General features: G+C 68.6%; 20 protein-coding genes. 2 read left to right on the top strand and 18 right to left on the bottom strand.

Annotated features, from left to right (window positions below):
• Positions 1-1,203, bottom strand: a complete 1,203-nt coding sequence (locus tag HV786_RS11325; RefSeq protein ID WP_056316490.1) for an efflux RND transporter periplasmic adaptor subunit — start codon at positions 1,201-1,203, stop codon at positions 1-3.
• Positions 1,204-1,535: 332 nt separating this feature from the next.
• On the opposite strand from HV786_RS11325, the gene HV786_RS11320 reads away from it, so the two are divergent.
• A complete protein-coding gene (locus HV786_RS11320) occupies positions 1,536-2,447 on the top strand; it encodes a LysR family transcriptional regulator (protein ID WP_062840885.1) in 912 nt (303 codons plus the stop codon).
• 141 nt (positions 2,448-2,588) lie between these two features.
• Here the strand turns inward: HV786_RS11320 and HV786_RS11315 are convergent, their stop codons facing one another.
• Complete coding sequence (locus tag HV786_RS11315) at positions 2,589-3,320, bottom strand: pseudouridine synthase (RefSeq protein WP_062840884.1); 732 nt, start codon at positions 3,318-3,320, stop codon at positions 2,589-2,591.
• 94 nt (positions 3,321-3,414) lie between these two features.
• Here HV786_RS11315 and HV786_RS11310 point away from each other — a divergent pair, with 94 nt between their 5' ends.
• Complete coding sequence (locus tag HV786_RS11310) at positions 3,415-4,035, top strand: chorismate--pyruvate lyase family protein (RefSeq protein ID WP_175210891.1); 621 nt, start codon at positions 3,415-3,417, stop codon at positions 4,033-4,035.
• Positions 4,036-4,071: 36 nt separating this feature from the next.
• On the opposite strand, the gene HV786_RS11305 is transcribed toward HV786_RS11310, so the two are convergent.
• From HV786_RS11305 to HV786_RS11230, 16 genes are all read right to left on the bottom strand, one after another.
• Positions 4,072-4,935 carry an isocitrate lyase/PEP mutase family protein gene (locus HV786_RS11305; RefSeq protein WP_175210889.1) on the bottom strand — a complete coding sequence of 288 codons (864 nt, stop codon included), beginning with the start codon at positions 4,933-4,935 and terminating at the stop codon, positions 4,072-4,074.
• Positions 4,936-4,944: 9 nt separating this feature from the next.
• Entirely contained in the window at positions 4,945-6,342 is a 1,398-nt protein-coding gene (locus HV786_RS11300) for an FAD-dependent oxidoreductase (protein ID WP_175210887.1), read from the bottom strand.
• Positions 6,339-6,947, bottom strand: coding sequence for a cysteine hydrolase family protein (locus HV786_RS11295; protein ID WP_175210885.1), 609 nt, complete (start codon positions 6,945-6,947; stop codon positions 6,339-6,341). The genes HV786_RS11300 and HV786_RS11295 overlap by 4 nt, the downstream gene beginning before the upstream one ends.
• Positions 6,948-6,956: 9 nt before the next feature.
• Positions 6,957-9,005, bottom strand: coding sequence for a hydantoinase/oxoprolinase family protein (locus tag HV786_RS11290; protein ID WP_175210883.1), 2,049 nt, complete (start codon positions 9,003-9,005; stop codon positions 6,957-6,959).
• Entirely contained in the window at positions 9,002-10,672 is a 1,671-nt protein-coding gene (locus tag HV786_RS11285; protein ID WP_128828118.1) for a hydantoinase B/oxoprolinase family protein, read from the bottom strand. Before HV786_RS11285 ends, HV786_RS11290 begins: the two co-directional genes overlap by 4 nt.
• Before the next feature lie 10 nt (positions 10,673-10,682).
• Complete coding sequence (locus tag HV786_RS11280; RefSeq protein WP_175157294.1) at positions 10,683-11,183, bottom strand: LeuD/DmdB family oxidoreductase small subunit; 501 nt, start codon at positions 11,181-11,183, stop codon at positions 10,683-10,685.
• A complete protein-coding gene (locus HV786_RS11275) occupies positions 11,180-12,448 on the bottom strand; it encodes a 3-isopropylmalate dehydratase large subunit (protein ID WP_175210881.1) in 1,269 nt (422 codons plus the stop codon). Before HV786_RS11275 ends, HV786_RS11280 begins: the two co-directional genes overlap by 4 nt.
• Before the next feature lie 2 nt (positions 12,449-12,450).
• The gene (locus HV786_RS11270; protein WP_175210879.1) at positions 12,451-13,161 is read right to left on the bottom strand and encodes an ABC transporter ATP-binding protein; all 711 of its coding nucleotides are present in this window, start codon (positions 13,159-13,161) and stop codon (positions 12,451-12,453) included.
• Entirely contained in the window at positions 13,158-13,913 is a 756-nt protein-coding gene (locus HV786_RS11265) for an ABC transporter ATP-binding protein (RefSeq protein ID WP_175210877.1), read from the bottom strand. The genes HV786_RS11270 and HV786_RS11265 overlap by 4 nt, the downstream gene beginning before the upstream one ends.
• The gene (locus tag HV786_RS11260) at positions 13,906-14,877 is read right to left on the bottom strand and encodes a branched-chain amino acid ABC transporter permease (RefSeq protein WP_128828115.1); all 972 of its coding nucleotides are present in this window, start codon (positions 14,875-14,877) and stop codon (positions 13,906-13,908) included. Before HV786_RS11260 ends, HV786_RS11265 begins: the two co-directional genes overlap by 8 nt.
• Before the next feature lie 2 nt (positions 14,878-14,879).
• Entirely contained in the window at positions 14,880-15,752 is an 873-nt protein-coding gene (locus HV786_RS11255; RefSeq protein WP_056316458.1) for a branched-chain amino acid ABC transporter permease, read from the bottom strand.
• An 8-nt stretch (positions 15,753-15,760) separates the two neighbouring features.
• Positions 15,761-16,966, bottom strand: a complete 1,206-nt coding sequence (locus HV786_RS11250) for an ABC transporter substrate-binding protein (RefSeq protein WP_128828114.1) — start codon at positions 16,964-16,966, stop codon at positions 15,761-15,763.
• Positions 16,967-16,985: 19 nt separating this feature from the next.
• Positions 16,986-17,783, bottom strand: coding sequence for a GntR family transcriptional regulator (locus tag HV786_RS11245; protein WP_056316452.1), 798 nt, complete (start codon positions 17,781-17,783; stop codon positions 16,986-16,988).
• Positions 17,784-17,845: 62 nt separating this feature from the next.
• Positions 17,846-19,534: a sensor domain-containing diguanylate cyclase gene (locus tag HV786_RS11240; protein WP_175210875.1), complete on the bottom strand. Its 1,689-nt coding sequence runs from the start codon at positions 19,532-19,534 to the stop codon at positions 17,846-17,848.
• 172 nt (positions 19,535-19,706) lie between these two features.
• A complete protein-coding gene (locus tag HV786_RS11235) occupies positions 19,707-21,155 on the bottom strand; it encodes an MFS transporter (RefSeq protein ID WP_128828112.1) in 1,449 nt (482 codons plus the stop codon).
• A gap of 17 nt (positions 21,156-21,172) precedes the next feature.
• Positions 21,173-21,865 carry an SDR family oxidoreductase gene (locus HV786_RS11230; RefSeq protein WP_128828111.1) on the bottom strand — a complete coding sequence of 231 codons (693 nt, stop codon included), beginning with the start codon at positions 21,863-21,865 and terminating at the stop codon, positions 21,173-21,175.
• Positions 21,866-21,917: the final 52 nt, after the last annotated feature.

The following is a 21,917-nucleotide window of genomic DNA, read 5'->3' as shown; positions in this document are numbered from 1 at the left end:
TTACTGCTTGGCCGGCGCGGCGCCGGCAGCTTGCGGCTGCTGCGGCTGCGGCGCCTTGGCGCTGGCCTCGGTGGCGACCACTTCAACGCCGGGGCGCACCATCTGCAGGCCTTCCACGATCACGCGGTCGCCGGCGGCCAGGCCGTCCGTCACGAGCCACTTGTCGCCGATGGCGCGGTCGGTCTTCAGGTCACGCAATTCGACCTGGTTCTTGGCGTTGACGACCAGCGCGGTCGGCTGGCCGCGCTGGTTGCGCGTCACGCCTCGCTGCGGCACCAGCAGGCCGTCGGCCGCAACGCCGTCAGCGAGCCGCGCGCGCACGAACATGCCGGGCAACAGGCGCCGGTCCGGATTGGGGAACACGGCGCGCAGCGTGATCGAGCCCGTGCCCGGGTCCACGGTCACTTCCGAAAACTGGAGCTTGCCGGTCTCTTTGTATTGCGAGCCGTCTTCCAGCGTCAGCGTGACCAGCGCGGCCTGCTCGCCATCCGCCTTTTGCAGCTGGCCGCTGGCCAGCGCATCCTGCAAGCGCAGCAATTGCACGCTGGACTGCGTGAGGTCGACGTAGATCGGGTCGATCTGCTGCACCGCGGCGAGCGCGCTGGTCTGATTGGCCGTCACGAGCGCGCCTTCGGTGACCGCGGAGCGGCCGATGATGCCGTCGATGGGCGACAGCACCTTGGTGTAGACGAGGTTGATGCGGGCCGTGTCCAGCGCCGCCTTGGCCGACAGCACATCGGCGGCGGCCTGGTCGCGCGAGGCGACGGCGTTGTCGTAGGTCTGCTGGCTGACCGCGCGGGTAGCGACCAGCGGCTTGTAGCGCTCGGCCAGCAGCGCGGCCGTCTTCTGCTGCGCCTGGGCGCGGGCCAGCGCAGCCTTCTGGCTGTCGACGTTGGCCTGGTAGAGGGCGGGATCGATCTGATAGAGCTGTTCGCCCGCCTTGACCTCGCCGCCCTCGGTGAAGAGGCGCTTCTGGACGATGCCGTTGACCTGCGGGCGGACTTCGGCCACGCGGAATGGGGACGTGCGGCCAGGCAGTTCGGTGGTAAGGGAAACGGGCTGCGTCGCCAGGGTGACGACCGTGACCTGCGGCTTGCCCGCCTGGGGCGCCTCTTGCTTCTTGCCGCAAGCGGCCAGGGTGAGAGCCGATGCCGTCAGCGCGAAGACCGCCGCGCCGCGCCACATAGCGCTTTTCTTATTCATAGATTGCATTCCCGATTTCAATAAAGGTAGCCCCACGCCGCGCAAGCGCCGCGTGCCTGTTGGCCCTGGAGGGGCCGGTTTGCCTGGGGCGATTCTGCGAAGAACATCAGCCCGTCAGACCGTCTTGGCGCGGTCCGCGGCGTTCGACCTGGGTGGATTCGCGTGGAACACGCAAGGCTGGACGTTTATCGCATTGCTGCATTGCAGAACTCGCATTCTGAGTTATCCCGCTTTAGAAACAAAGGGGCATGAAGAGAAAACATCATTCCATTTATGGGACAATTGTCCGATCCGCACTGTGACAAAATTCCGTCATGAAACGCCTACAGGGAATGGAACTCTTCGTCGAGGTCGCCAAGACAAACAGTTTTAGCCGCGCTGCGGCAACGCTGGGCGTTCCCAAGTCGACCTTGTCTCGCCAGGTGGCCGAACTGGAGCGGTCCGTGGGGCTGCGGCTGCTGAGCCGCACCACGCGCAAGGTGGAACTGACCGACGCCGGGCGGCTGTATTTCGAACGCTGCCAGCGCATCGTGGCCGAGGCGCAGATCGCCCATGAAGAACTGCAGAAGCTGGTGGACACGCCGGCCGGACCGCTACGGGTGAACATGCCCGCGGACTTCGGCACGGACTTCCTGGCTGAATCGTTCATGGAGTTTTCCCGGCGCTATCCCGATGTGACGTTTTTCCTGGACCTCGCGAACCCGGACCACGCTTCGCGCGTGTTCCAGACCTGCGACGTGTCGATCGAGATCGGCGACCTGCCCGACTCGACCCAGATTGCAAGATTGCTGGGCATGCTGCCTGCCTACCTGTATGCCTCGCGCGAATACCTGGAAAAGCACGGCGAACCGAAGCATCCCAGCGACTTGACCCGGCACGAGTGCATTGAGTTCCGCGCGGAAGGCGCCGGCCGCGTGACGCGCTGGCCGCTCACCAATGGCGAACAGCACATCGAGTTCACGCCGGGCAACCGGTTTTCCGTCAACGGCGTCGCCATGGCCCGCCGCCTGGCCATGCTGGGCGCGGGCATTGCGGTGCTGGTGGGAGGTCAGTTGGCGGAACAGCAGTCCGGCCAGTTGCAGCGCGTGTTGCCCGACTGGCAGCTTGGCCCGTTTCCGGTCCACGCCGTCACCGAGACGCGCCTGCTGCCCGCCAAGACCCGGATCTTCATCGAGTTCCTGATGGAGCGGCTGGGCAGCCACTGGCAAGCGAAGGATACGCCTGCTTTCATGAAACGCGGCTAAGGCCGAAACAGACTGAAAAATCCTTCGGCCGCCGACAAGTGTTGTCGGGTGAGGTGACCAATGCTGCGAGAGGTGTTTCGCCAGGGTGTCTGACACCGGGCTTAGCAGAAAGACGGGCGCACCCGGCTGGCGAGCACCGGCTCAAAACGATTCGTCGTCGCGCAAGTAGCGCCATTGGCCCAGCGGCAGATCACCCAGCGCGACGCGGCCGATGCGCACGCGTTTCAGGCCGATCACTTTCAATCCCACCATTTCGCACATGCGGCGGATCTGGCGTTTCTTGCCTTCGCGCAGCACGAAACGCAGTTGATCGTGATTCTGCCAGCGCACCTGGGCGCGCTTGAGCGGCTTGCCGTCCAGCGACAGGCCGTGGTTCAGCAAGGCCAACCCGTTGTCGGAGAGCTCGCCCTGAACGCGGACCAGATATTCCTTGTCGATGGTGGAGTCTTCGCCAATCAGTTGCTTGGCGACGCGGCCGTCCTGCGTCAGGACGAGCAGCCCTTGCGAATCGATGTCCAGGCGGCCGGCGACGGCCAGACCGTCCAGATGGGCGCGTTCGAAACGCTGCGGGGCGCGGTCGCCGGCAAATCGCGAGCGTGAATCGATCAGGGCCACGGCGGGCGTGTAGCCTTTTTCGGCCTGGCCGGACACATAGCCCACGGGCTTGTTGATCAGGATGGTCACGCGGGAGGTCTGGCGCGCGTGCGCGGCGCGTTCCAGCGTGATGACCTGGTCGGGATAGGCGCGCGCGCCCAATTCGGACACGACGACGCCGTCGACGCGGACCCAGCCGCGCTCGATATAGCTGTCCGCCTCGCGGCGGGAACAGAGTCCGCGCTCGGACATGAGCTTGGAGATACGTACTTTTTCCATGGGCGGTATTGTATGCGGGCCGGCTGCCCTGCCCCGGTCCTGCGGCATTGCGACGCAGACGGCCTTGCCGCGGGGCTTGGCATAATACGCAGCCATGACGAAACCCGCAGCCCATCGCCCCCCTCTCGCCGCCGGCTGGCTGGCGCAAGCCCCGGCCCTTCTGTCCCCCGCCCAACGCCACTGGCTGTTCCGGCCCGGCGCGCTGACCGCTGGCCTGCGCCAGGTCGGGCAAGTGCGCCTGCGGGTGCTGGCCGAGTACGCCGACGGCGCGCCGGCCGACGAGGCGCGCGCGATGCAGATCGCGCCGGGTGCGCCCGTGTGGATCCGCGAAGTGCTGATGTCGGTGAACGGCGTGGACAGCGTGCCGGCGCGCAGCCTGACGCCGCTGACGGCCTCGCACGGCGCCTGGCAAGGGATGCGGCGCCTGTTGACCCGGCCGCTGGCCGACATGCTGTATCACGACAGCACGGTCATCCGGTCGCCGTTCGCATGCCGCCGTCTGGCGTCGCCCGTGCCGTTCCATGCCACTGCCTCGGACGTTCTGCCGCCCGAAGCCCGCGCGCTGCAGGCCGGCCGCATCTGGGCGCGCCGTTCGGTGTTCTGGCGCCAAGGCCAGCCGTTGCTGGTGGCCGAGTGCTTTCTGCCGGACTTCTGGGAATTGATCGCGGGCCGGCCCGTGCCGCCGCTCGTGCCCCACCAGCGCACGCCGCGCTGAGCCTGAGCCGCTGACCGGCGGCCCCCGCGCAGGCGTTCAGCCTTCGTACCGACGCCCCTGCGCCAGCAATTCCGGCGTGCCGATGACGTCGTTCAGCCCGTCGAAATCCAGCATGCTGTCCTTCCACGGCCCCGTCGTGCCATGCTGGCGCAGGCTGCCGTAGTAGCCCTGCAGCGTATGCGCGACGGCGCGCGCGGTGCCGCCCGGGAAGATCACGATGCGAAACCCCACGGCGGCGAGCGCGCCGGCGTCCTGCACCGGCGTCTTGCCGCCCTCCACCATGTTGGCCAAGAGCGGCACGCGCGCCGCGAAGCGGTCGCAGGCCGCGCGCATCTGTTCCGGCGAGCGCAGCGCTTCGATGAAGAGCGCGTCCGCTCCAGCCTCCAGATAGGATTCGGCGCGGTCCAGCGCCGCCTCCAGGCCCTCGGACGCCAGCGCGTCGGTGCGCGCCAGGATCAGCGTCGACGCATTGACGCGTGCGTCCACGGCGGCGCGCAGCTTGCCGCACATCTCGGCAGCGGGAATCACGCTCTTGCCGTCCAGGTGGCCGCAGCGCTTGGGAAAGGTCTGGTCTTCGAGCTGAATCATGGCCGCGCCCGCGCGCTCGAAGCCGCGCACGGTGCGCTGGGTGTTCAGCGCGTTGCCGAATCCCGTGTCGGCATCCACGATCACGGCCGCCGACACGCGCTCGGCGATGCGGGCCAGCGTGTCCTCGACCTCGGTGTACGTGGTCAGGCCGATGTCCGAGCGGCCCAGCCGCGAGTAAGCGATGGACGCGCCCGACAGGTACAGCGCGGAAAAGCCCGCCTGCTCGGCGATCAGCGCCGACAAGGCGTCGTAGACGCCGGGAGCCAGCACGGTGCCGGCCGCCAATTGCGCTTTCAGGTTCTGTGTTTGCATCTTGGGTTCCTAATCCAGGCGGCGCCCGAGCAGCGCCGCCGCCGTGGCCGCGGCGATATGGCCGCCGGCAACCGCGCTGAGCAAGCCGTTGCCGGACAGATAGCCCGACACGTCGTTGCCTGAAACGCCCCGGGCGGCGCCGCCCGCGGCCAAGAGGTTGGGCAGCGCCTGGCCGGCGTTGTCCAGGACGCGGCATTGCGCGTCGATGTCCAGTCCGCCTTGTGTGTGAAAGAGTGCGCCGGTCACCTTGACCGCGTGGTACGGCGCCTGCAGGGTCCGTTCAAAGCGGCGTCCCAGCGGATCCGGCGCGCCGGGGCGGACCGCATCCAGCGTCTGGCCCAGCACGAGCGGATCGCAGCCGATCAGCGCGGCCAGCTCGGGCACGCCGGCGCACGTCTTGAGCGCCTGGCCTTGCTCGGCCTGCACGAAGTCGGGAAACCCGCGCGCCAGCGCAAGCGTGCGGTCGTCGAAGACGTTCCAGGCGACCGAGTCCGGCTGCGCCAGCACGTGGACCGCGGCCTCGGAATAGCCGTGCGTCTCGTCGTGAAAGCGCCGGCCCTCGCGGTTGATCTGCACGCCGCCGTCCATCATCACGGCCCAGGAAATTAGCGCGCCTTGTGGCGTGGCCCAGGAGCCGTGGCCCTGGTAGCCGCCCAGGTCCGCCAGGCGCGCGCCCAGCTGCGTGCCCCACTGGATGGCGCTGCCGTCGTTGCCCGCATGGCCGCCGTAGACGGCCTCGCGCATGGCGGGCAGGTACTCGCCCACCATCGCGGCGTTGCCGCCAAAACCGTTGCAGGCCAGGATCAGGACATCGCAGCCGATCACGTCGACCGAGCCGTCCGGGCGTTCGCAGCCCACCGCCGACACGCGGCCTTCGTCGTCCGTCCAGATTTCGCGGGCCAGCGCGCGCGTCAGCAGGTAGGCGCCTGCCCCGGTGGCGGCGCGTTCCAGGGCGGCGACCAGCGCCGCGCCGGTGCGCTCGGACAGCGTGTGCATGCGCCGCGCCGTGTGTCCCGGATACAGGAAGCCGTCCAGCACCTCGAAGCGCAACCCGTGCGCGGCCAATGCGTCCATGGCGGCGGCGGCCGCGCCGGTGTACGCGGCCACCAGGGCTGGCGAGGCCGTGCCGTTGGCCTTGGCCTGGATGTCGGCGGCAAAGCGCTGCGCGTCGTCCTCGATGCCTGCGGCGCGCTGCACCGCGGAGCCGGCCGCGGGAATGAACCCGGAAGACAGCGCCGTGGATCCGCTGGGCACGGCATCGCGTTCGATCAGCACCGTCTCGATGCCGGCGCTGGCCAGACGCAGCGCCGCGGTCAGGCCGCAGGCGCCCGCGCCGATGATCGCCACCGGCACGTGCATGGCGTCCGCACCGGGCGCCTCGCCCCTTCTGACGACGGGTGCGCTCACGATGCCAGCCTGTCCAGCAGGTCCTGGCACGACACCACCTCGGCCACCGTGCGCAGGTCCGCCAGCGCGGCCTCGTGCATGGCGGGTGTCGGCGCGGCGCAGCCATCGGCCAGCACCGTCACGTGATAGTCGCGCATGTGGGCATCGCGCACCGTGCTGGCGACCCCGCCATTGGTGACGATGCCGGCCACCACCACGCTGGAGATGCCCGCGCGCCGCAGCACCCAGTCGAGCTGCGTGTTGAAGAAGGCGGAATACGCGACCTTCCAGACCGATACGTCGACCAGCCCGTCCAGCTCGGCCACATTAGCCTGTCCGGATGAGCCGGCCACGAAATCGCCACGGCGCAGGAACGGGCGCAGCTGCTTGAGATGCGGCGAGATCATGGGTTCGCCATGCGCATCGGGCCACAGCGTGAACTGGCTGGCGGCCACGAAACCGCCCTGCCCCTTGAGGGCGCGGGCCACGGGCGCGACCCGCGCGGGCAAGGCCCTGGCCTGCGGGCTGACAGCGCCGCCGCGGTCGTAGGCGCCGCCCGGCGCCAGGAAGTCGTTCTGCAGATCGATGATGACCAGCGCGGTCGTGCGGGGATCGAAGGCGTGCATGACGGGCTCCTACGATGCAGTCCGGGCGATCAGCAGATTGCCCAGGGAATCGACCCGGCCCGCAAAGCCGGGCTCGATCCAGATGGTGGTGTCGGGCTGTTCCAGGATGGCGGGGCCCGCCACCTCGGCGCCGACCGGCAGGTCCAGGCGCGCGTAGCGCACCGCATCGTGCCATTGCCCGGCATGAAAGACTGCCTGCGTGCCCAGCGCCGCGGGCATGGCTGTGCTGGTGGGCGCCAAGAGGGCCAGATCGAACTTGGGACGCTGGCCGATCCGCGCGTAGCGCAGGTTCAGGATACGGATCGCAATGCCGGTGAGGCTGCGGCCAAAGGCGGCCTGGTAGGCGCGGTCGAACGCGGCGGCAATGCCCTCGCGGCTAAGGTCCGCGCGGCCCACCTCGACGCGCACGGTGTGGCTCTGGCCCACGTACAGCATGTCCAGCTCGATGCTTTCGCGGATGCCCTCGAACGACACGCCCGCCGAATCCAGGCGCTGCTGGCAGGCGTCCGCCAGCCCGTCGATTCGGGCCAGCAGGTCGGCCGCGTCCAGCGCATCCAGCGCCACGTTCAGTGTCTGCACGCCGTCATGGCGCATGTCGGCCATGACGCAGCCCAGCGCCGACGTCACGCCGGGGTAGCGCGGCACGATGCCGTGGGCGGCGTCCACCTCGTTCATCATGGCGCACACGTGCAGCGCGCCGCCGCCGCCAAACGGCATGTAGGCAAACTTGCGCGGATCGTGGCCGCGCTCGATCGACACGACGCGGATCGCACCAGCCATCTTGGCGTTGGCGACCGTCAGGATGGCTTCCGCGGCCGCGTGAACGTCCAGGCCCAGCGGACGCGCCACGTGTTCCTCGATGGCGGCGCGCGCCAGGTCGACGTCCATCTTGGCCAGAAGACCGCCGCCCAACGGGCGGTGCGCGGCGATGCGGCCGAGCAGCACGTTGGCGTCCGTGACGGTGGGCCGGGTGTTGCCGCGGCCATAGCAGGCCGGGCCGGGGATGCTGCCCGCGGATTCAGGGCCGACTTGCAGCAGCCCGCCGGCGTCGACGCTGGCGATCGAGCCGCCGCCCGCGCCGATGGTTTCGATCTGGATCATCGGCGCGCGCACGACCATGCCGAAGTCGATGGCGGTCTGCGCCGACAGCGAGGCCTCGCCCTCGGCCACCAGCGACACGTCGAACGAGGTGCCGCCCATGTCGCCCGTGACCACATTGGGAAAGCCCGCGGCGCGGGCAATGGCCGCGCAAGCGATCACGCCGGCCGCCGGCCCCGACAAGGCGGTGCGCACGGGCACGTCGCAAGCCGTCTGGCGCGACATCACGCCGCCATTGCTCTGCACCACCAGCAGTTCGCCCTGGAAGCCGTGCTGCTGCAGATCGGACTCCAGCCGCGTCAGGTAGCTGCCCACCACGGGCTGCAGCGCGGCATTCAGCACCGCCGTCGAGCACCGCTCGAACTCGCGGATCTCGGGCAGCACCTCGGTGGCGGCGGTGACGTTGCCGTTGGGCCAGATGGACCGCACGCGCGCGGCGGCCTGGGCCTCGTTGACGGGATTGGCGTAGGCGTTCACGAAGAACACGCAGACCGCCTCGCAGCCTTGCGCCAGCAGCGTGCGCGCCGCGGCCTCGACCTGGTCCAGGTCCACGGGCGTGTGCAGCGCGCCATCGGCCAGCACGCGCTCGCGCACTTCCAGGCGCAGATCGCGCGGCACCACGGGTTCATAGTTGCCGCGCAGGCCCCAGGTCTGCGGCCGGTCGCGGCGGCGCATTTCCAGCACGTCGCGAAAGCCCTCGGTCGTGATGATGCCGGTGCGCGCGACCTTGCGCTCCAGCAGTGCGTTGGTGCCCACGGTGGTGCCGTGCACGATCGTCGCGATGTCGCCCGCGCCGTCAGCCACGCGGGCAATGCCGTTCATGAAGCCGCGCGCTTCCTCGCCGCGGGTCGACGGCACCTTGACCACGCGGGCGCTGCCGCCCGCCTCGTCCAGCACGAACAGATCCGTGAACGTGCCGCCCACGTCCACGCCCACCACCAAACCTTGCGCCGCGCTCATGCCGACTGCTCCTTCTGAATGTCACCCACATAGCCCATCTTGCGGTCGTGCTCGCGCGCCGCGGGGTCACGCCGCGCGGGATCGCCATAGCCGCCTCCGCCCGGGGTTTCCAGGCGCACGCGGTCGCCGCGTTGCAGCCGGATGCCTAGCATCTTGGAACTCATGGGCGGGGACAGCCACTGGCCGTCCTGCTGATAGCGAAAAACATTTAGCGCGGCCTGGCCGCCTCCCGCGATGCCCTTGGGCGCGCTGCGGCCGCGTTCGCCGAAGATGAACGCCTCGGCGCTGTCTTCCAGCAATTCGATTTCATAGATGGCGCCCAGGCCGCCGCGATGCGCGCCATCGCCCGCCGAATCCGGACGCAGCGCCCATTGCGTGAAGCGCACCGGATACGCCGCTTCCAGAATTTCCAGCGGCGGAATGGTGGCGGTGGAGATCGGCGCATTGCCGTGGCTCAGGCCGTCGCCGTCCGAATGCCCGCCGTGGCCACCGCCAAAGAAGCTGAACATCACCCAGCGCTGGCCCTTGCGGGCGGCGTCGCTGCGGTAGCCGGCGATCGACAGCGCGTTGATGGTGCCGTAGGCCTGCGCCATCGCGCGGTCCGGCGCGGCCTGGGCCATCGCGCAGAAGATCACGTCGATCATGCGCAGGATGGTTTCGGTGTAGCCGCCCACCGGACGCGGACGGTCGGCCGAGATCACCAGGCCGTCCGGCAGCGTCACCTCCACCGCATCCAGCACCCCTGCATTGGCGGGGACATCCGGGAACAGGTGCTTTAGCGCCACGTAGCAGGCCGCGATGGCGGTGGCGCGCGAGATGTTGACCGGACCCGCGCAGGCCGGCGATGTGCCGGTGAAGTCCAGCCCCAGGCGGTCACCGGCGATGGTGAGCTTGAGCGCGATGCGCAGCGGCGCGTCGCGCACGCCGTCGTTGTCCAGCATGTCTTCAAAGGCGTACTCGCCATCCGGCAGCCGGGCGATGTGATCGCGCATCAGGCGGCGCGCCCGTTCGCGCAGGGTGTCCAGGGACTCCAGCACCGTGGCGTCGCCGTATTCGTCCAGCAGACCGTCCAGCCGGCGCGCGCCCAGTTCCAGCGCCGCGAGCTGGCCGTTCAGGTCGCCCCACAGGCTGTCGGGCAGGCGCGTGTTGGCCTTCAGGATGGCCAGCACGTCCTGGTCCAGCACGCCGGCGCGCACGATGCGCACGGGCGGGATCTGCACCGCTTCCTGCCAGCATTCGGTGGCGGCCGGGTTGTAGTTGCCGGGCACCGCGCCGCCCACGTCATGCCAGTGGGCCGCCGACGCCAGGAAGCAGAACAGCTTGCCGCCGCGAAACACAGGCTTGACCAGCTTGAAATCGTTGGCGTGCGTGCCGCCTTCGTACGGATCGTTGAACAGCCACACGTCGCCATCCACCATGCCGCCACGGCCGGCCGCAGCCTTGGCCGCCGCCTTCACCGCGAACGCCATCGCGCCCACGAAGACGGGCAGGCCCGACTTGCCCTGGATCAGCGTGGCGCCGGTGGCGGCGTCGTACATGCCGTGGCAGGCGTCATGGGCCTCGGCGATGATGGGATTGAACGCGCTGCGATACAGCGTCGCGTCCATTTCGTCGGCGATCTGTTCCAGGCGGCCCTTCAGGACCGCCAGGGTAACGGGGTCAAGCATGATGTTGTTCCTAAGAGGTTTGACGCTGTTTCAGCAGATTCAGCAGTCCGCCGGCCTGCACCATGTCAAGCAGGAAGCCGGGCACGGGCTCGCAGTGCAGTTCGGCGGGCGTGCCGCCGGGACGGCCGATGCGGCCGGCGGCCGGGTCGAACGTGATGCCTTCGCCCTCGGCAAGGGTGTCGGCCTGGCTGCACGTCAGGAGCAGCAGCCCCACGTTGAATGCGTTGCGGAAATACAGGCCGTTGAAGGACGGCGCGATCACGGCGGCCACGCCCAGGCGCACAAGCGCCGCGGCCGCCTGCTCGCGCGACGAACCGATGCCGAAGTTGGGGCCGGCCACCAGCACGTCGCCGGGCTGGACCTGGCCGGCAAAGTCGGGCCGGACCCGCTGCAGGCAGTGGCGCGCGATCTCGTCGATGCCGAATTTCATGTAGGCGCCCGGCGCCAGCGCATCGGTGTCGATGTCCGCGCCCACGCGCCAGACGCGGTGCGTCGTGGTGTCTGCGTTCATGCCAGGAACTCCCGGGGATCGGCCACGCGGCCCGCCACGGCCGACGCCGCGACCGTGTAGGGCGAAGCCAGGTAGACCTGCGCGGTCTCCGAGCCCATGCGCCCCTTGAAATTGCGCGCCGTGGTGGAAATGACGCTGGCGCCGTCCGGAATGGACCCGCCATAGCCCGCACAGGCGCCGCAGGACGTGGCCAGCACCTGAGCCCCGGCGTCACGCAGCACCTGCATGACGCCCTCACGGTCGGCCTGTTCCTGATCCACCCGGCTGGCCGGCGCAACCATCAGCTGCATGCCGTCCGCCAGCCGGCGGCCGCGCAGCACGCTGGCCGCGGCGCGCAGGTCATCCAGCTTGGCGCCGGTGCAGGCGCCGATATACGCCACCTGAACCGGCACGTCGTTGTATTCGTCCACGCCGCGCGCGTTGGCCGGGCTGTGCGGCGCGGCGACCTGCGGGGCCAGCGCCGCGGCATCGAACTCGTGCCATTCGGCGTCGGCCTGCGGGTCGCTCTGCCAGCGCGCCAGGTCCAGGTCCGCCGTCACGCCCGCCTCGCGCAGATAGGCCGCGGTGGTCTCGTCCGGGGCGATCAGGCCCACCTGCGAGCCCAGCTCGGCGCTCATGTTCGACAGCGTCATGCGCTCTTGCATGGACAGCGCGCGCACTGCCTCGCCGCAGAATTCCACCGCCTGGTAGCGCCCGCCGTTCATGCCGTAGCGGCCGATCATGTGCAGCATCATGTCCTTGGCGGTGACGCCGGCCGCCAGTTGCCCGCGCCAGTGCATCATCAGCGTCTTGGGCACCTTGACCCAGATCTGGCCGGTGACCGCCACGCCCAGCATTTCGGTGCTGCCGATGCCGAACATATACGCGCCAAACGCGCCGCCGGTCGGCGAATGGGAATCGCCGCCCACGCAGAACATGCCGGGGCGGATGTGGCCGTGCTGCGGCACGACTACATGACAGATGCCGACCGAGTCATACACGTTGGGCAGTTGCTGCTCCGCGGCCCAGTCGCGCGCGATGCGCACGATGCGGCGCGATTCGTCGTCCGATTCCGGCACGTAGTGGTCGATGACCAGCACGATGCGGGACGGGTCCCACAACGTGGCGCCCAGCTCTTGCAGCATGGGCTGCAGGCGCCGGGGGCCGCTGGAATCGTGGAACATCGCCAGGTCGACTGCACAGGTCACGATTTCGCCCTCGGCCACCGTCTCACGCCCGCAGGCGGCGGCGATCAGCTTCTGGGCCAGGGTTTGAGGCTGGGCCATGATTACATCCCCAGATAGGCGCGGCGCACGTCGTCGCTGGCCAAAAGGTCGGGACAGCTGCCGCTGTAGCGCACGGCGCCGTTTTCCAGCACATAGGCCCGCTGCCCGGTTTCGAGGGACTGGCCCACGTTCTGCTCGACCAGCAAAATAGCCAGTCCGTCGCCATGCAACCGCTTGATGAGGCCGAACAGTTCCTCGACCATCAACGGCGACAGGCCAAGGGAGGGTTCGTCCAGGATCAAGAGGCGCGGCTCGGCCATGAGGCCGCGGCCGATGGCCAGCATCTGCTGTTCCCCGCCCGACATCGTGCCCGCCAGTTGATCCAGGCGTTCGCGCAGCCGCGGAAAAATGTCCAGCACCTTGTCCAGGTTTTGCGCGCGGCGTTCGCGCGCCCGGGTGAACGAGCCCAGTTCCAGGTTCTCGCTCACGCTCAGGTTCGGGAACACGCGGCGGCCCTCGGGCACCTGGATCAGGCCTGCCTGCACCACCTGACGGTAGTGGCGGCCGGTCAGGTCCTGGCCTTCGAAGCGCACCGTGCCGCCCCACGGCCGGCACAGGCCGCACACCGTGTTGTTCAGGGTGGATTTGCCCGCGCCGTTGCTGCCGAGCAGCACCACGATCTCGCCCGCGCCCACATCCAGGTCCACGCCGCGCAGCACTTCCATGCGCCCGTAGCCCGCCCGCAAGCCTTTGACCTCCAGCAGCGCGCTCATGCCGGCGCTCCCTGCGCGGCAAGCCGCGCCGCCGCGCCGTGGCCCAGATAGGCCTCCACGACCTTGGGGTCGCGCGTGACCTCGCCGGGCGTGCCCGAGGCGATCAGGCGTCCCTGCGCCAGCACCCACACATGCTCGGCCAGGCTCATCACCGCCCGCATCACGTGTTCGATCATCAGCACGGTGACACCATCGTCCACCAGCTTTTTCACCACCGGAATCATCTCGTCGATCTCACTGGGGTTCAGGCCCGCCAGCACCTCGTCCAGCAGCAAGAGGCGCGGCCGCGTGGCCAGCGCGCGCGCCAGTTCCAGGCGCTTGCGTCCGGCCACCGTCAGGTCCGCCGCCGGCTTGTCCAGCGAGGCCTGCAGGTTGACGCGCGCGGCCACGGCCTCGGCCGAGGCAAGCGCCTCATCGCGGTCCGCCAGGCGCAGATGCGCGCCCACGGCGATGTTCTGGCGCACGGTCTGCGCGCCGAATGGCTGCACGATCTGGAAAGTGCGGGTCAGGCCGAGCCGCGCGGATTCGTGCGGCGCCTGGCCCGTGATGTCCTGGCCGGCGAAGTGCACCGAGCCCGACCCGGGCTTCAGAAAACCCGACAGCAGGCCAAATAGCGTGGTCTTGCCGGCGCCGTTGGGTCCGACCAGCGCGGTCAGCGAGCCTTCCCGCACATCCAGGCTCACGTCCTGCACGGCCTTCAGGCCGCCAAACGTGATGGACAAATTGCGCGCTTGAAGCAGGATGTCAGACACGGGCGCGCTCCTTCATTCCAAACAGGCGGCCAAGCGACTGCCCGCCGCCGGTGATGCCGCGCGGCATGAACATCACGATCAGAATCAGCACCGCGCCGTAGATCACCATGCTGATGCCCGGCAGCTCGCCGAAGAGGTTGCGGGTCAGGTCGGCCAGCGCATGCAGCGTCACCGCCCCCAGCAGCGGCCCCCACAGGGTGCCCATGCCGCCCACGATGGCGCCCACCAGGGCCTCCACCGACACGGCCGAGCCAAAGGCGATGCCCGGGTCGATGTACTGGAAGACCTGCACGTAAAAGGCGCCGGCCACGCTCATGAAGGCGGCCGACAGGGCGATGCCACCCAGCTTGACGCGCAGCGGATTCACGCCGATGGCGCGCGCCGCGTCCTCGTTGTCGCGCACGGCCTGCAGGTAGGCGCCGAAGCGGGAATGACGCAGCCACGCGGTCACCAGCAGCGCCAGCAGCACGAATGCAAGCAGCAGGTAGATGTAGCCGCGGCGCGAGCCGAACTGCATGTTGGCCACGCCTTCCTGCAGCGGCACCATGAGCCCGACGCCGCCGCCGGTAAACGAGGCCGAGAGCGCCAGGATGCGGAATACTTCAGCAAATGCCAGCGTCACCAGCGCAAAGTACGAACCCTTGAGCCCGTAGCGGAACGTCAGCCCGCCCACCGCCACGCCGACCAGCGCGCCCAGCGCAATTGCCATGGGCAGCACCAGCCACGGGTTCAGGCCCAGGTTCAACTGGCCCAGCGCCTGCGCGTACGCGCCCACGCCGAAAAAGAGCGCATGCCCGAACGACAGCTGGCCGCCGTACCCACCCAGGATGTTCCAGGCCTGCGACAGCAGCGCCGCGTAGAGCGACATCATCACGAACGTCAGCAGCACGCCCGACTGGGCCAGCGCGGCCACGGCCACGAGCACCACCCCGAATAGCGCGATAGCGAAAAGATCCCGTTTCATGCTCAGCCCCTCGCCCCGAACAGCCCCTGCGGGCGAAACAGCAGCACCGCGATGAAGATCGCGAAGATGCCCATCTGTCCCAGCGAGTCGCCCAGGAACAGGCCGCCGATGGACTCCACCACGCCAATGAGCAGTCCGCCCACCAGCGCCCCCACGAAACTGCCCATGCCGCCCAGCACCACGATGGTGAAGGCGACCAGCACGAAGCCGCTGCCCACCTGCGGATTGACGTAGTAGGCCGGCAGCAGAAAGCACGCCGCCGCGCCCAGGCAGGCCATGCCGATGCCGAACGACACCGCGTAGACCTTTTCCACGTCGATGCCCATCAGCTTGGCGCCCTGCTTTTCGCGGGCGACGGCGCGGATGGCGCGGCCCAGGTCGGTGCTGCGGATGATCCAGAACAGCACCGCCGCCACCGCCAGCGCGCCGCAGAAGGCGATGACCTTGGGCAGCGCGATCATCGCCGGGCCGATCTCGACCGTGGACAGCGTGTACGCGGTGTCGATGCTGCGCGTGTCGGACTTGAACCAGACCAGCGCCAGGTTCTCCAGCACGATCGCCAGGCCCAGCGTCACGAGCAGGATGTTCTCGTCCTTGCCGTGGCTGGCGCGGTTGATGACGACGCGCTGCAAGGCGTAGCCCAGCACGAACATGCCGGGCACCACCAGCGGCAAGGCGGCATAGGGATCGATGCCCAGCCGGTCCTTGAGCAGGTACACGGCGTACAGCGCCACCATGAGCGCCGCGCCGTGGGCAAAGTTGATGATGTGCAGCACCCCGTAGATCAGGGTCAGGCCCAGGGCGATGAGCGCGTACACCGCGCCCGTCGTCAGGCCGTTCAGCACCGAGGAAAAGAGGATGGCGGGATCGAGCATGGGTCTTGTCAGGCCTTCAGCGGGAACACGGCATCGGCCTGGCGGTATTCGGCCGGGAAGATCACCTTGATGTCGCCGCCGATCACCTGCGTAAGCAGCGGCTGCGCCCCGGTGTTCTGGCCATTGACGAACTTGGTCGGGCCATAGGGCATCAGGTTGTCCTGGAAGGTGCTGGACGCCAGCGCCTCGATGATCGCGGCGCGGTCGGCGGACTTGGCGCGCTCCAGCGCATCGGCCAGCAGCAACATCGCGGTGTAGGTCATGAAGACCTCGTAGCTGAAGTACGCGCCTTTCTCTTCCACGCGGGCCTTCAGCGGCGCGACGCGCGCATCCTTCGGGTTGAACCAGTGATTGCAGTCGATGATGCCGTTGGCGATGTCCGGAAATTCCTTCAGGAACTTGTAGCTGGAGGCTGCGCCGCCCAGCACCGAGTAGATGGCCTTGGGCTGCACCTTCTGCTGCTTCATGGCGCGCAGCAGCAAGGCGTATTCGTTGTAGTAGTTGGCCGGGATCACGATGTCGGGATTCACGGACCGCATGCGCAGCACGATGTTGTTGAAGTCGCGCGTCGGGTTCGGGTGCTTGACGACTTCCTTGACCTCGAAGCCGTGTTCCGGCAGCGACTTGGACAGGAGCGCGGCGGTGCCCGTGCCGAACAGCGAGTCCTCGTGCACGATCATCACGGTCTTGGCCGGCTTGCCGGCGGCGTCGTTCAGCGCGGCCAGGTCCAGGATGGCGCGTTCGCTACAGGCACGGTAGCCCGGCCCAAAACGGAAGGTGTTCTTCAGGCCACGCTCGACGATCTGGTCGGCCACGCCCACGTCCACGACATGCGGCAGGTTGTACTTGGCGGCCGTCTGGGTCGTGGCCAGGCAGATCGCCGAGGCATACGCGCCCACGATCGCCGACACCCCCGCCTCGTTCATCTTCTCGACTTCGGCCGATCCCGCCTCGGGACGCGACTGCGCATCGCCCAGCACCGCTTGCAGCGGCGCGCCGCCCAGCGACTTGATGCCGCCCGCCTTGTTGATGTCCTCGATGGCCAGCAGCGCGCCCAGGCGGCATTGCTGGCCGGAATACGCCAGCGCGCCCGTCACCGGGTGCAGCACGCCGACCTTGATGGGCGCGGCGCCCTGCGACCGGGCCACCCACGGGGCGGACACGAGGGCCGCCGCGGCGGCGGATTGATAGAGGAAAGTGCGGCGCGAATTCATGGGCGGATCTCCGAGGGGTTCAATGAAATTGGGCCGACAGCTCTTCGCTGACCCAGACCTTGGCGTCGATGCTGCCGACGCGCGATAGCTGCAACTGATATTGGTAGCGGTCGGGCCGGTACAGGCCCTGCAGCAATTGCACCGGCCGGTCGCCCACGTCGCGCACCAGACGCGTGACGGCCAGCAACGCCGAACCGACCGCAACGTCCAGCAGCCGCGCGACCTGCGCATCGGCCAGGCGCGCGGAAATCGTCTGCGTGGCGCCGCCGAATTCCACCCCCGCGGCTTCCAGCAGCATCAGGAGGGGTTCGCGTTCCAGGTCTTCGCGCGTGAAATCGGCCACGGACTGCGGCACGTAGGTGGTGATATGCGAGAGCGGCCCGGCATCGGTGCTGCGCACGCGCAGGCTTTTGTGCACGGGGGTGCCGGGCGGGATATGCAAGGCGTCGGCCACGGACGGCGGCGCATAGACGAGCGTGCTGTCCAGCACCTGCACCGACGTGCGCAAGCCCATGTTGACGATGTTTTCCAGCAGGCCGGTCAGGTGCGCCTTCTGCTGCGAATCGGGCGCCGGCGCACTGTGCGCGGCGGCTGCGCCGCGCAGGGGCCACGTGCCCAGGCCGGGGCGGCGCGACACCAGGCCGTCGGCAACCAGCATTTCCATCGCCTTGCGAATCGTGATGCGCGCGACGTCGAACTGGTCCGCCAGCGCATGCTCGCCGGGCACGCCGTCTTGGTCGAACCGCCCCTCCTGCAGTTGTTCGCGCAGGACGAGATAGATCTGGTGGTATTTCGGAAGTGGCAATGAGGTTCCCATGACGGGAACTCTAGGGGTGTCCTAATGTACGGTCAATGGAACAAATGGTCCCGGCGGTTGTTCTATCGGGAAAACACCGACTCGATCCGATTCCGTCCCCGCTGCTTGGCGTAATACAACGCGCGATCGCTGCGGCTGAGCGCCAGCCCCGCATCGTCGTCGTTGTTGTGCAGCGCGGAAATCCCAATGCTGACCGTCAGCGGGATGGGGCACCCGCCCGTGGAATACGGCGTGTCGGCGATCCGCCGCTGCACGTTGCGGGCAAACACGTGCGCGCGTTCGAAGTCGGTGTCCGGAAGGACGACCGCGAACTCCTCGCCCCCGATGCGGCCCACCAGGTCGATTTCGCGCAATTGGGCGCGCAGCATGTTCGCAAAATGCTGCAACACACCATCGCCGATGGCGTGGCCCCAGGTGTCGTTGATGTGCTTGAAGTGGTCCAGGTCGCACATCAGCACGGCCGCCCCCTGACCGCCCTGCCCCTTTATCCGCGTCAGCTCCGCGGCGATGCGCGACATGAAGTGGCGGCGGTTGGGCAAGGTGGTCAGCGCGTCGGTCGCGGCCAGTTCGCGCAATTCCAGTTCCGCCCGCTTGCGGTCGGTGATGTCGGTGACAAAGCCGTGCCAGACCACGCCGTTGTCGGCGTCGCGGCGCGGGCTGGCATCGCCCTGCCGCCAGCGCACGCCCTGAAGCGGCAGGCACACGCGGAATTCCAGATGCCAGGGCATCTGCGCCGCGGCCGCAGCCTGCAGCGACGCGCGGTAGGCCGGCAGGTCGTCGGGATGGATGCGCTGTTCGATGGCAGTGGTGTTGGCGCGCACGTCGTCGGCGGTGAGCTCGAACATGTCCCAGATGCCCGCGCTGACATACGAGAACCACGAACCGCCCTCCGGCACCGGCCGGCATTGAAACACCAGCCCGGGCACGGCGTCGGTCAGGTTGACGACGAGATCGGCGGTGCGCTTGAGCCTTTCGGACATGGCGCGCAGGGTGCTGATGTCCGTGGTCGTGCCCATCATGCGCAGCGCGCGGCCCGTTTCGTCGCGGCTGACCACCTTGCCGCGGCTGCAGATCCACTTGTAACTGCCGTCCTTGCAGCGGATGCGGTGCTCGACTTCGTAGCTCTCGGTCTTGCCATCGAAGTGCGCCTGCATGGCGGCCCGAACATAGTCCAGGTCGTCCGGATGCAGGCGGGTGTAGGCGTCTTCGATGCGCGTCGTGAGCTCGGCTTCGCTGTAACCGAGCAAGGCCTTCCAGCCCGGCGAATAGGTGATCTCGCCGGTCAACACGTTGCGGTCCCATACGCCAGTGCCGCTGCCGGCGATGGCCAGCGACAGCTTGCGGGCTTCGTCGCGCCAGGTATCTTCGTCGGCACGCTCGCAGGCCAGCGCATGGCGCTTTTCAATGGCCGTGGCTGCAAGGCCCGCCAGATCCTGCAAGGTTTGCTGATCGTCGGGCGACAGGCGGCGCGTCTGGTTGTGCAGCAGGCGCAGCGTGCCGAGCAGGCGGCCATCGGCGGCGCGCACCGGATGGTCGAGGGACCAGGGAAATGGCGCGGGCCCCGGCGCGGCGCCGGCCACCGCCCGCCACGCGCCATCGGCGTCGGTGCACGCGATGACGGCCATGTCCACGCCAATCGTGCGCTGGGCCAGCCGCGCCAACCTGTCCAGCGGACCGTCCGGTTCGCGTGGCGCGCCGGCCGCGTCGGGGCCAGACGGGGGGATGGGGGACGCATCTCCGGAAGCGGGCATTTCGAAACCTGATCAATACGGAATTCACCGGTACAGCCGGCCAGCGCGTGGTGGCTGACATTCTGTCACGTTCCGCACCAAAATTGCATCATTTCGGCGGGTTGATCTCCGAGTGACCGTTTGCCGAGTTCCGCACTGCCGGCGTGGCGTCGTCCCGCTGCCCGCTGCCCGCTCAAGCGGTTTTTGGCCGCGTGTCCACCGGCAGGGACAGCAAGGCGGTAAGCAGGGCCAATCCCACATGCGCAAGGTAGATGGGCGAGAAATCCGCATGGCTGGCGGCGCCATGCCCCAGCAGCACCACGGTGACCGCCACACCCAGCACGCCGCCGATCTGGCGCGTCGCCTGGTTGACCGCGCTGCCCACCGCGTAATGCTGCGCCGGCAGCCGGTTCACCGCCGCGCCGGACAGCGACGGCAGCACCATGCCCACCCCGATGCCGCTCAGCAGCAGTCCGGGCAACCATTCGCGCATATAGGCCGGTTCCGCGCCCGGCACCAGAAGGAACCACAACCCGCTGGCCGCATACACCAGCGCGCCGCCCACGAGGAAGGGCCGATGCCCCATCCGCGCCGCCAGCCGGCCGGTGATGATCGCCGTCGGCATCACCAGCAGCGGGCCGGGCGTGACCGCCAGCCCCGCGCGCGGCAGGCTGTAGTGCCAGACGCCCGTCATGTAGAAGAAGAACGCAAAGAACATCATGGCAAAGGCGATGCCGAAGCTGAGCGTCGCCAGGTTCACGTAGCGATACGTCCGATGCTTGAAGAGCGCCAGATCGACAAGCGGGTGCGGCGTCACGCGCGCCCAGACCACGAACGCGATCAGCGCCATCACGCCCACGGCGGCCGCAACCGCCAGTTCGCCGCGCTGCCACGTTGGCGACTCCGACTGCACGATGGCCAGGGCCACCGCGCCCACGCCCACCATCAGCAACGCCATGCCCACCCCATCCACGCGCCGCCGCGCGTCGGGCTTGACCGATTCCTTGAGCAGGCCCGCGCCGAACCACAGCGACACCGCGCCCAACGGCAGGTTGATGTAGAACGCCCAGGGCCAGCCGGCCACGTCCACCACAAAAGCGCCCAGGCTCGGTCCGACGGCCGCCGCCAGTCCGCCCACCGCGCCCCACAGGCTCACCGCCACGGACCGCTGCGACGCCGGAAAGGCCGCCAGCACGATCGACAGCGATGCCGGCGTCAAAAGCGCCGCGCCGACCGCCTGCAGCACGCGCGCGGCAATGAGCCACTGTTCCGTGGCGGCAAGCCCACAGGCCGCCGACGCCGCCAGAAACAGCAGCACCCCGCCCATGAACATGCGCTTGCGGCCATGCGTGTCGGCCAGTCCGCCCGAGGGGATCAGCATGGCGGCAAAGACCACCGTATAGGCGTTCAGGACCCAGGACATGTCCGCGGCCGAGGCCGTCGGAAACCCTTCGCGCAGCGCGCCGAACGCCGCATACAGCATGGTGCTGTCCAGCGACACCAGAAAGACTGCGATGCTGGCGATCCAGAAGACGGGCCAGGGCGAGGTCTGTGGCGCGTCGGGACGGGACGGGGCGACGCCGGTTGCGGTCAGGCTGACCGCCGCAGCCCTGGCGCCAGCGGAAGTTGTGGGGGTACGCATGGCTGTCCGGTCCCCGCTTACAGATAGACGGCGGGGTTGGCGGTCAGGCCCTGCTTGACCTGGCGCGTCAGCTCGTCGGCCAGCACTTCGCGCTCGCCCGCCTCCAGCGCGTCCAGCGCCTGGGCCACGATGGCCTGCGGCGAGGACTTGGGCGCATCGATGTCTTTGGTCAGATCGGTGTCCACGAAGCCCATGTGCAGGCCCAGCACCTGCGTGTTCTGAGCCTGCAGCTCCTGGCGCAGCCCGTTCGTCAGCGCCCACGCGGCGGATTTGCTCATCGCGTACACGCCCAGCATCGGCCTGTTTACCCAGCTGGCGATCGACAGGACATTCAGGATCGCCCCGCCGCCGTTGGCGGCCAGCACCGGCGCGAAGGCCTGCGACACCAGTAGCGGGCCGAAGAGGTTGACGTCCAGATGCCGGCGCGCCGACTCCACGCTGCCCGGCGCGAGAAAACCGCCGAAGTCCGCAATGCCTGCGTTGTTGATCACCAGCGTCATGTCGCCCGCCAGTTCGGCGGCGGCGGCCACGTCTTCGGCGCGCGTCACGTCCAGCTTGACCGGCACCACGCCCTCCAGCGTGATGGCCGACGGATCGCGCGCGGCGGCGTAGACCTTGCGGGCGCCCCGGGCCAGCGCCTCGCGGGCAAAAGTCAGACCGAGGCCGCGATTGGCGCCCGTGATGAAAACAACGGCGTTTTTCAGTTCCATGATGCGCATTCCTGAGGAGGCGTTGATGTGAATGTAGGGACTTCGGTAAATC

It is taken from the genome of Achromobacter mucicolens, assembly GCF_902859725.1.
GTDB lineage: Bacteria > Pseudomonadota > Gammaproteobacteria > Burkholderiales > Burkholderiaceae_B > Achromobacter > Achromobacter mucicolens.
The sequence above is the reverse complement of the archived record's forward strand: the minus strand, read 5'-3'. Positions and strand labels throughout refer to the sequence as shown.

Coding starts and splice junctions, on each gene's coding strand:
- HV786_RS11290 (WP_175210883.1), bottom strand. CDS start 9,005: ATGAGCGCGGCGCAAGGTTTGGTGGTGGGCGTGGACGTGGGCGGCACG.
- HV786_RS11320 (WP_062840885.1), top strand. CDS start 1,536: ATGGAACTCTTCGTCGAGGTCGCCAAGACAAACAGTTTTAGCCGCGCT.
- HV786_RS11235 (WP_128828112.1), bottom strand. CDS start 21,155: ATGCGTACCCCCACAACTTCCGCTGGCGCCAGGGCTGCGGCGGTCAGC.
- HV786_RS11295 (WP_175210885.1), bottom strand. CDS start 6,947: ATGCACGCCTTCGATCCCCGCACGACCGCGCTGGTCATCATCGATCTG.
- HV786_RS11275 (WP_175210881.1), bottom strand. CDS start 12,448: ATGGCCCAGCCTCAAACCCTGGCCCAGAAGCTGATCGCCGCCGCCTGC.
- HV786_RS11270 (WP_175210879.1), bottom strand. CDS start 13,161: ATGAGCGCGCTGCTGGAGGTCAAAGGCTTGCGGGCGGGCTACGGGCGC.
- HV786_RS11310 (WP_175210891.1), top strand. CDS start 3,415: ATGACGAAACCCGCAGCCCATCGCCCCCCTCTCGCCGCCGGCTGGCTG.
- HV786_RS11230 (WP_128828111.1), bottom strand. CDS start 21,865: ATGGAACTGAAAAACGCCGTTGTTTTCATCACGGGCGCCAATCGCGGC.
- HV786_RS11285 (WP_128828118.1), bottom strand. CDS start 10,672: ATGCTTGACCCCGTTACCCTGGCGGTCCTGAAGGGCCGCCTGGAACAG.
- HV786_RS11240 (WP_175210875.1), bottom strand. CDS start 19,534: ATGCCCGCTTCCGGAGATGCGTCCCCCATCCCCCCGTCTGGCCCCGAC.
- HV786_RS11315 (WP_062840884.1), bottom strand. CDS start 3,320: ATGGAAAAAGTACGTATCTCCAAGCTCATGTCCGAGCGCGGACTCTGT.
- HV786_RS11250 (WP_128828114.1), bottom strand. CDS start 16,966: ATGAATTCGCGCCGCACTTTCCTCTATCAATCCGCCGCCGCGGCGGCC.
- HV786_RS11325 (WP_056316490.1), bottom strand. CDS start 1,203: ATGAATAAGAAAAGCGCTATGTGGCGCGGCGCGGCGGTCTTCGCGCTG.
- HV786_RS11260 (WP_128828115.1), bottom strand. CDS start 14,877: ATGAAACGGGATCTTTTCGCTATCGCGCTATTCGGGGTGGTGCTCGTG.
- HV786_RS11245 (WP_056316452.1), bottom strand. CDS start 17,783: ATGGGAACCTCATTGCCACTTCCGAAATACCACCAGATCTATCTCGTC.
- HV786_RS11255 (WP_056316458.1), bottom strand. CDS start 15,752: ATGCTCGATCCCGCCATCCTCTTTTCCTCGGTGCTGAACGGCCTGACG.
- HV786_RS11280 (WP_175157294.1), bottom strand. CDS start 11,183: ATGAACGCAGACACCACGACGCACCGCGTCTGGCGCGTGGGCGCGGAC.
- HV786_RS11305 (WP_175210889.1), bottom strand. CDS start 4,935: ATGCAAACACAGAACCTGAAAGCGCAATTGGCGGCCGGCACCGTGCTG.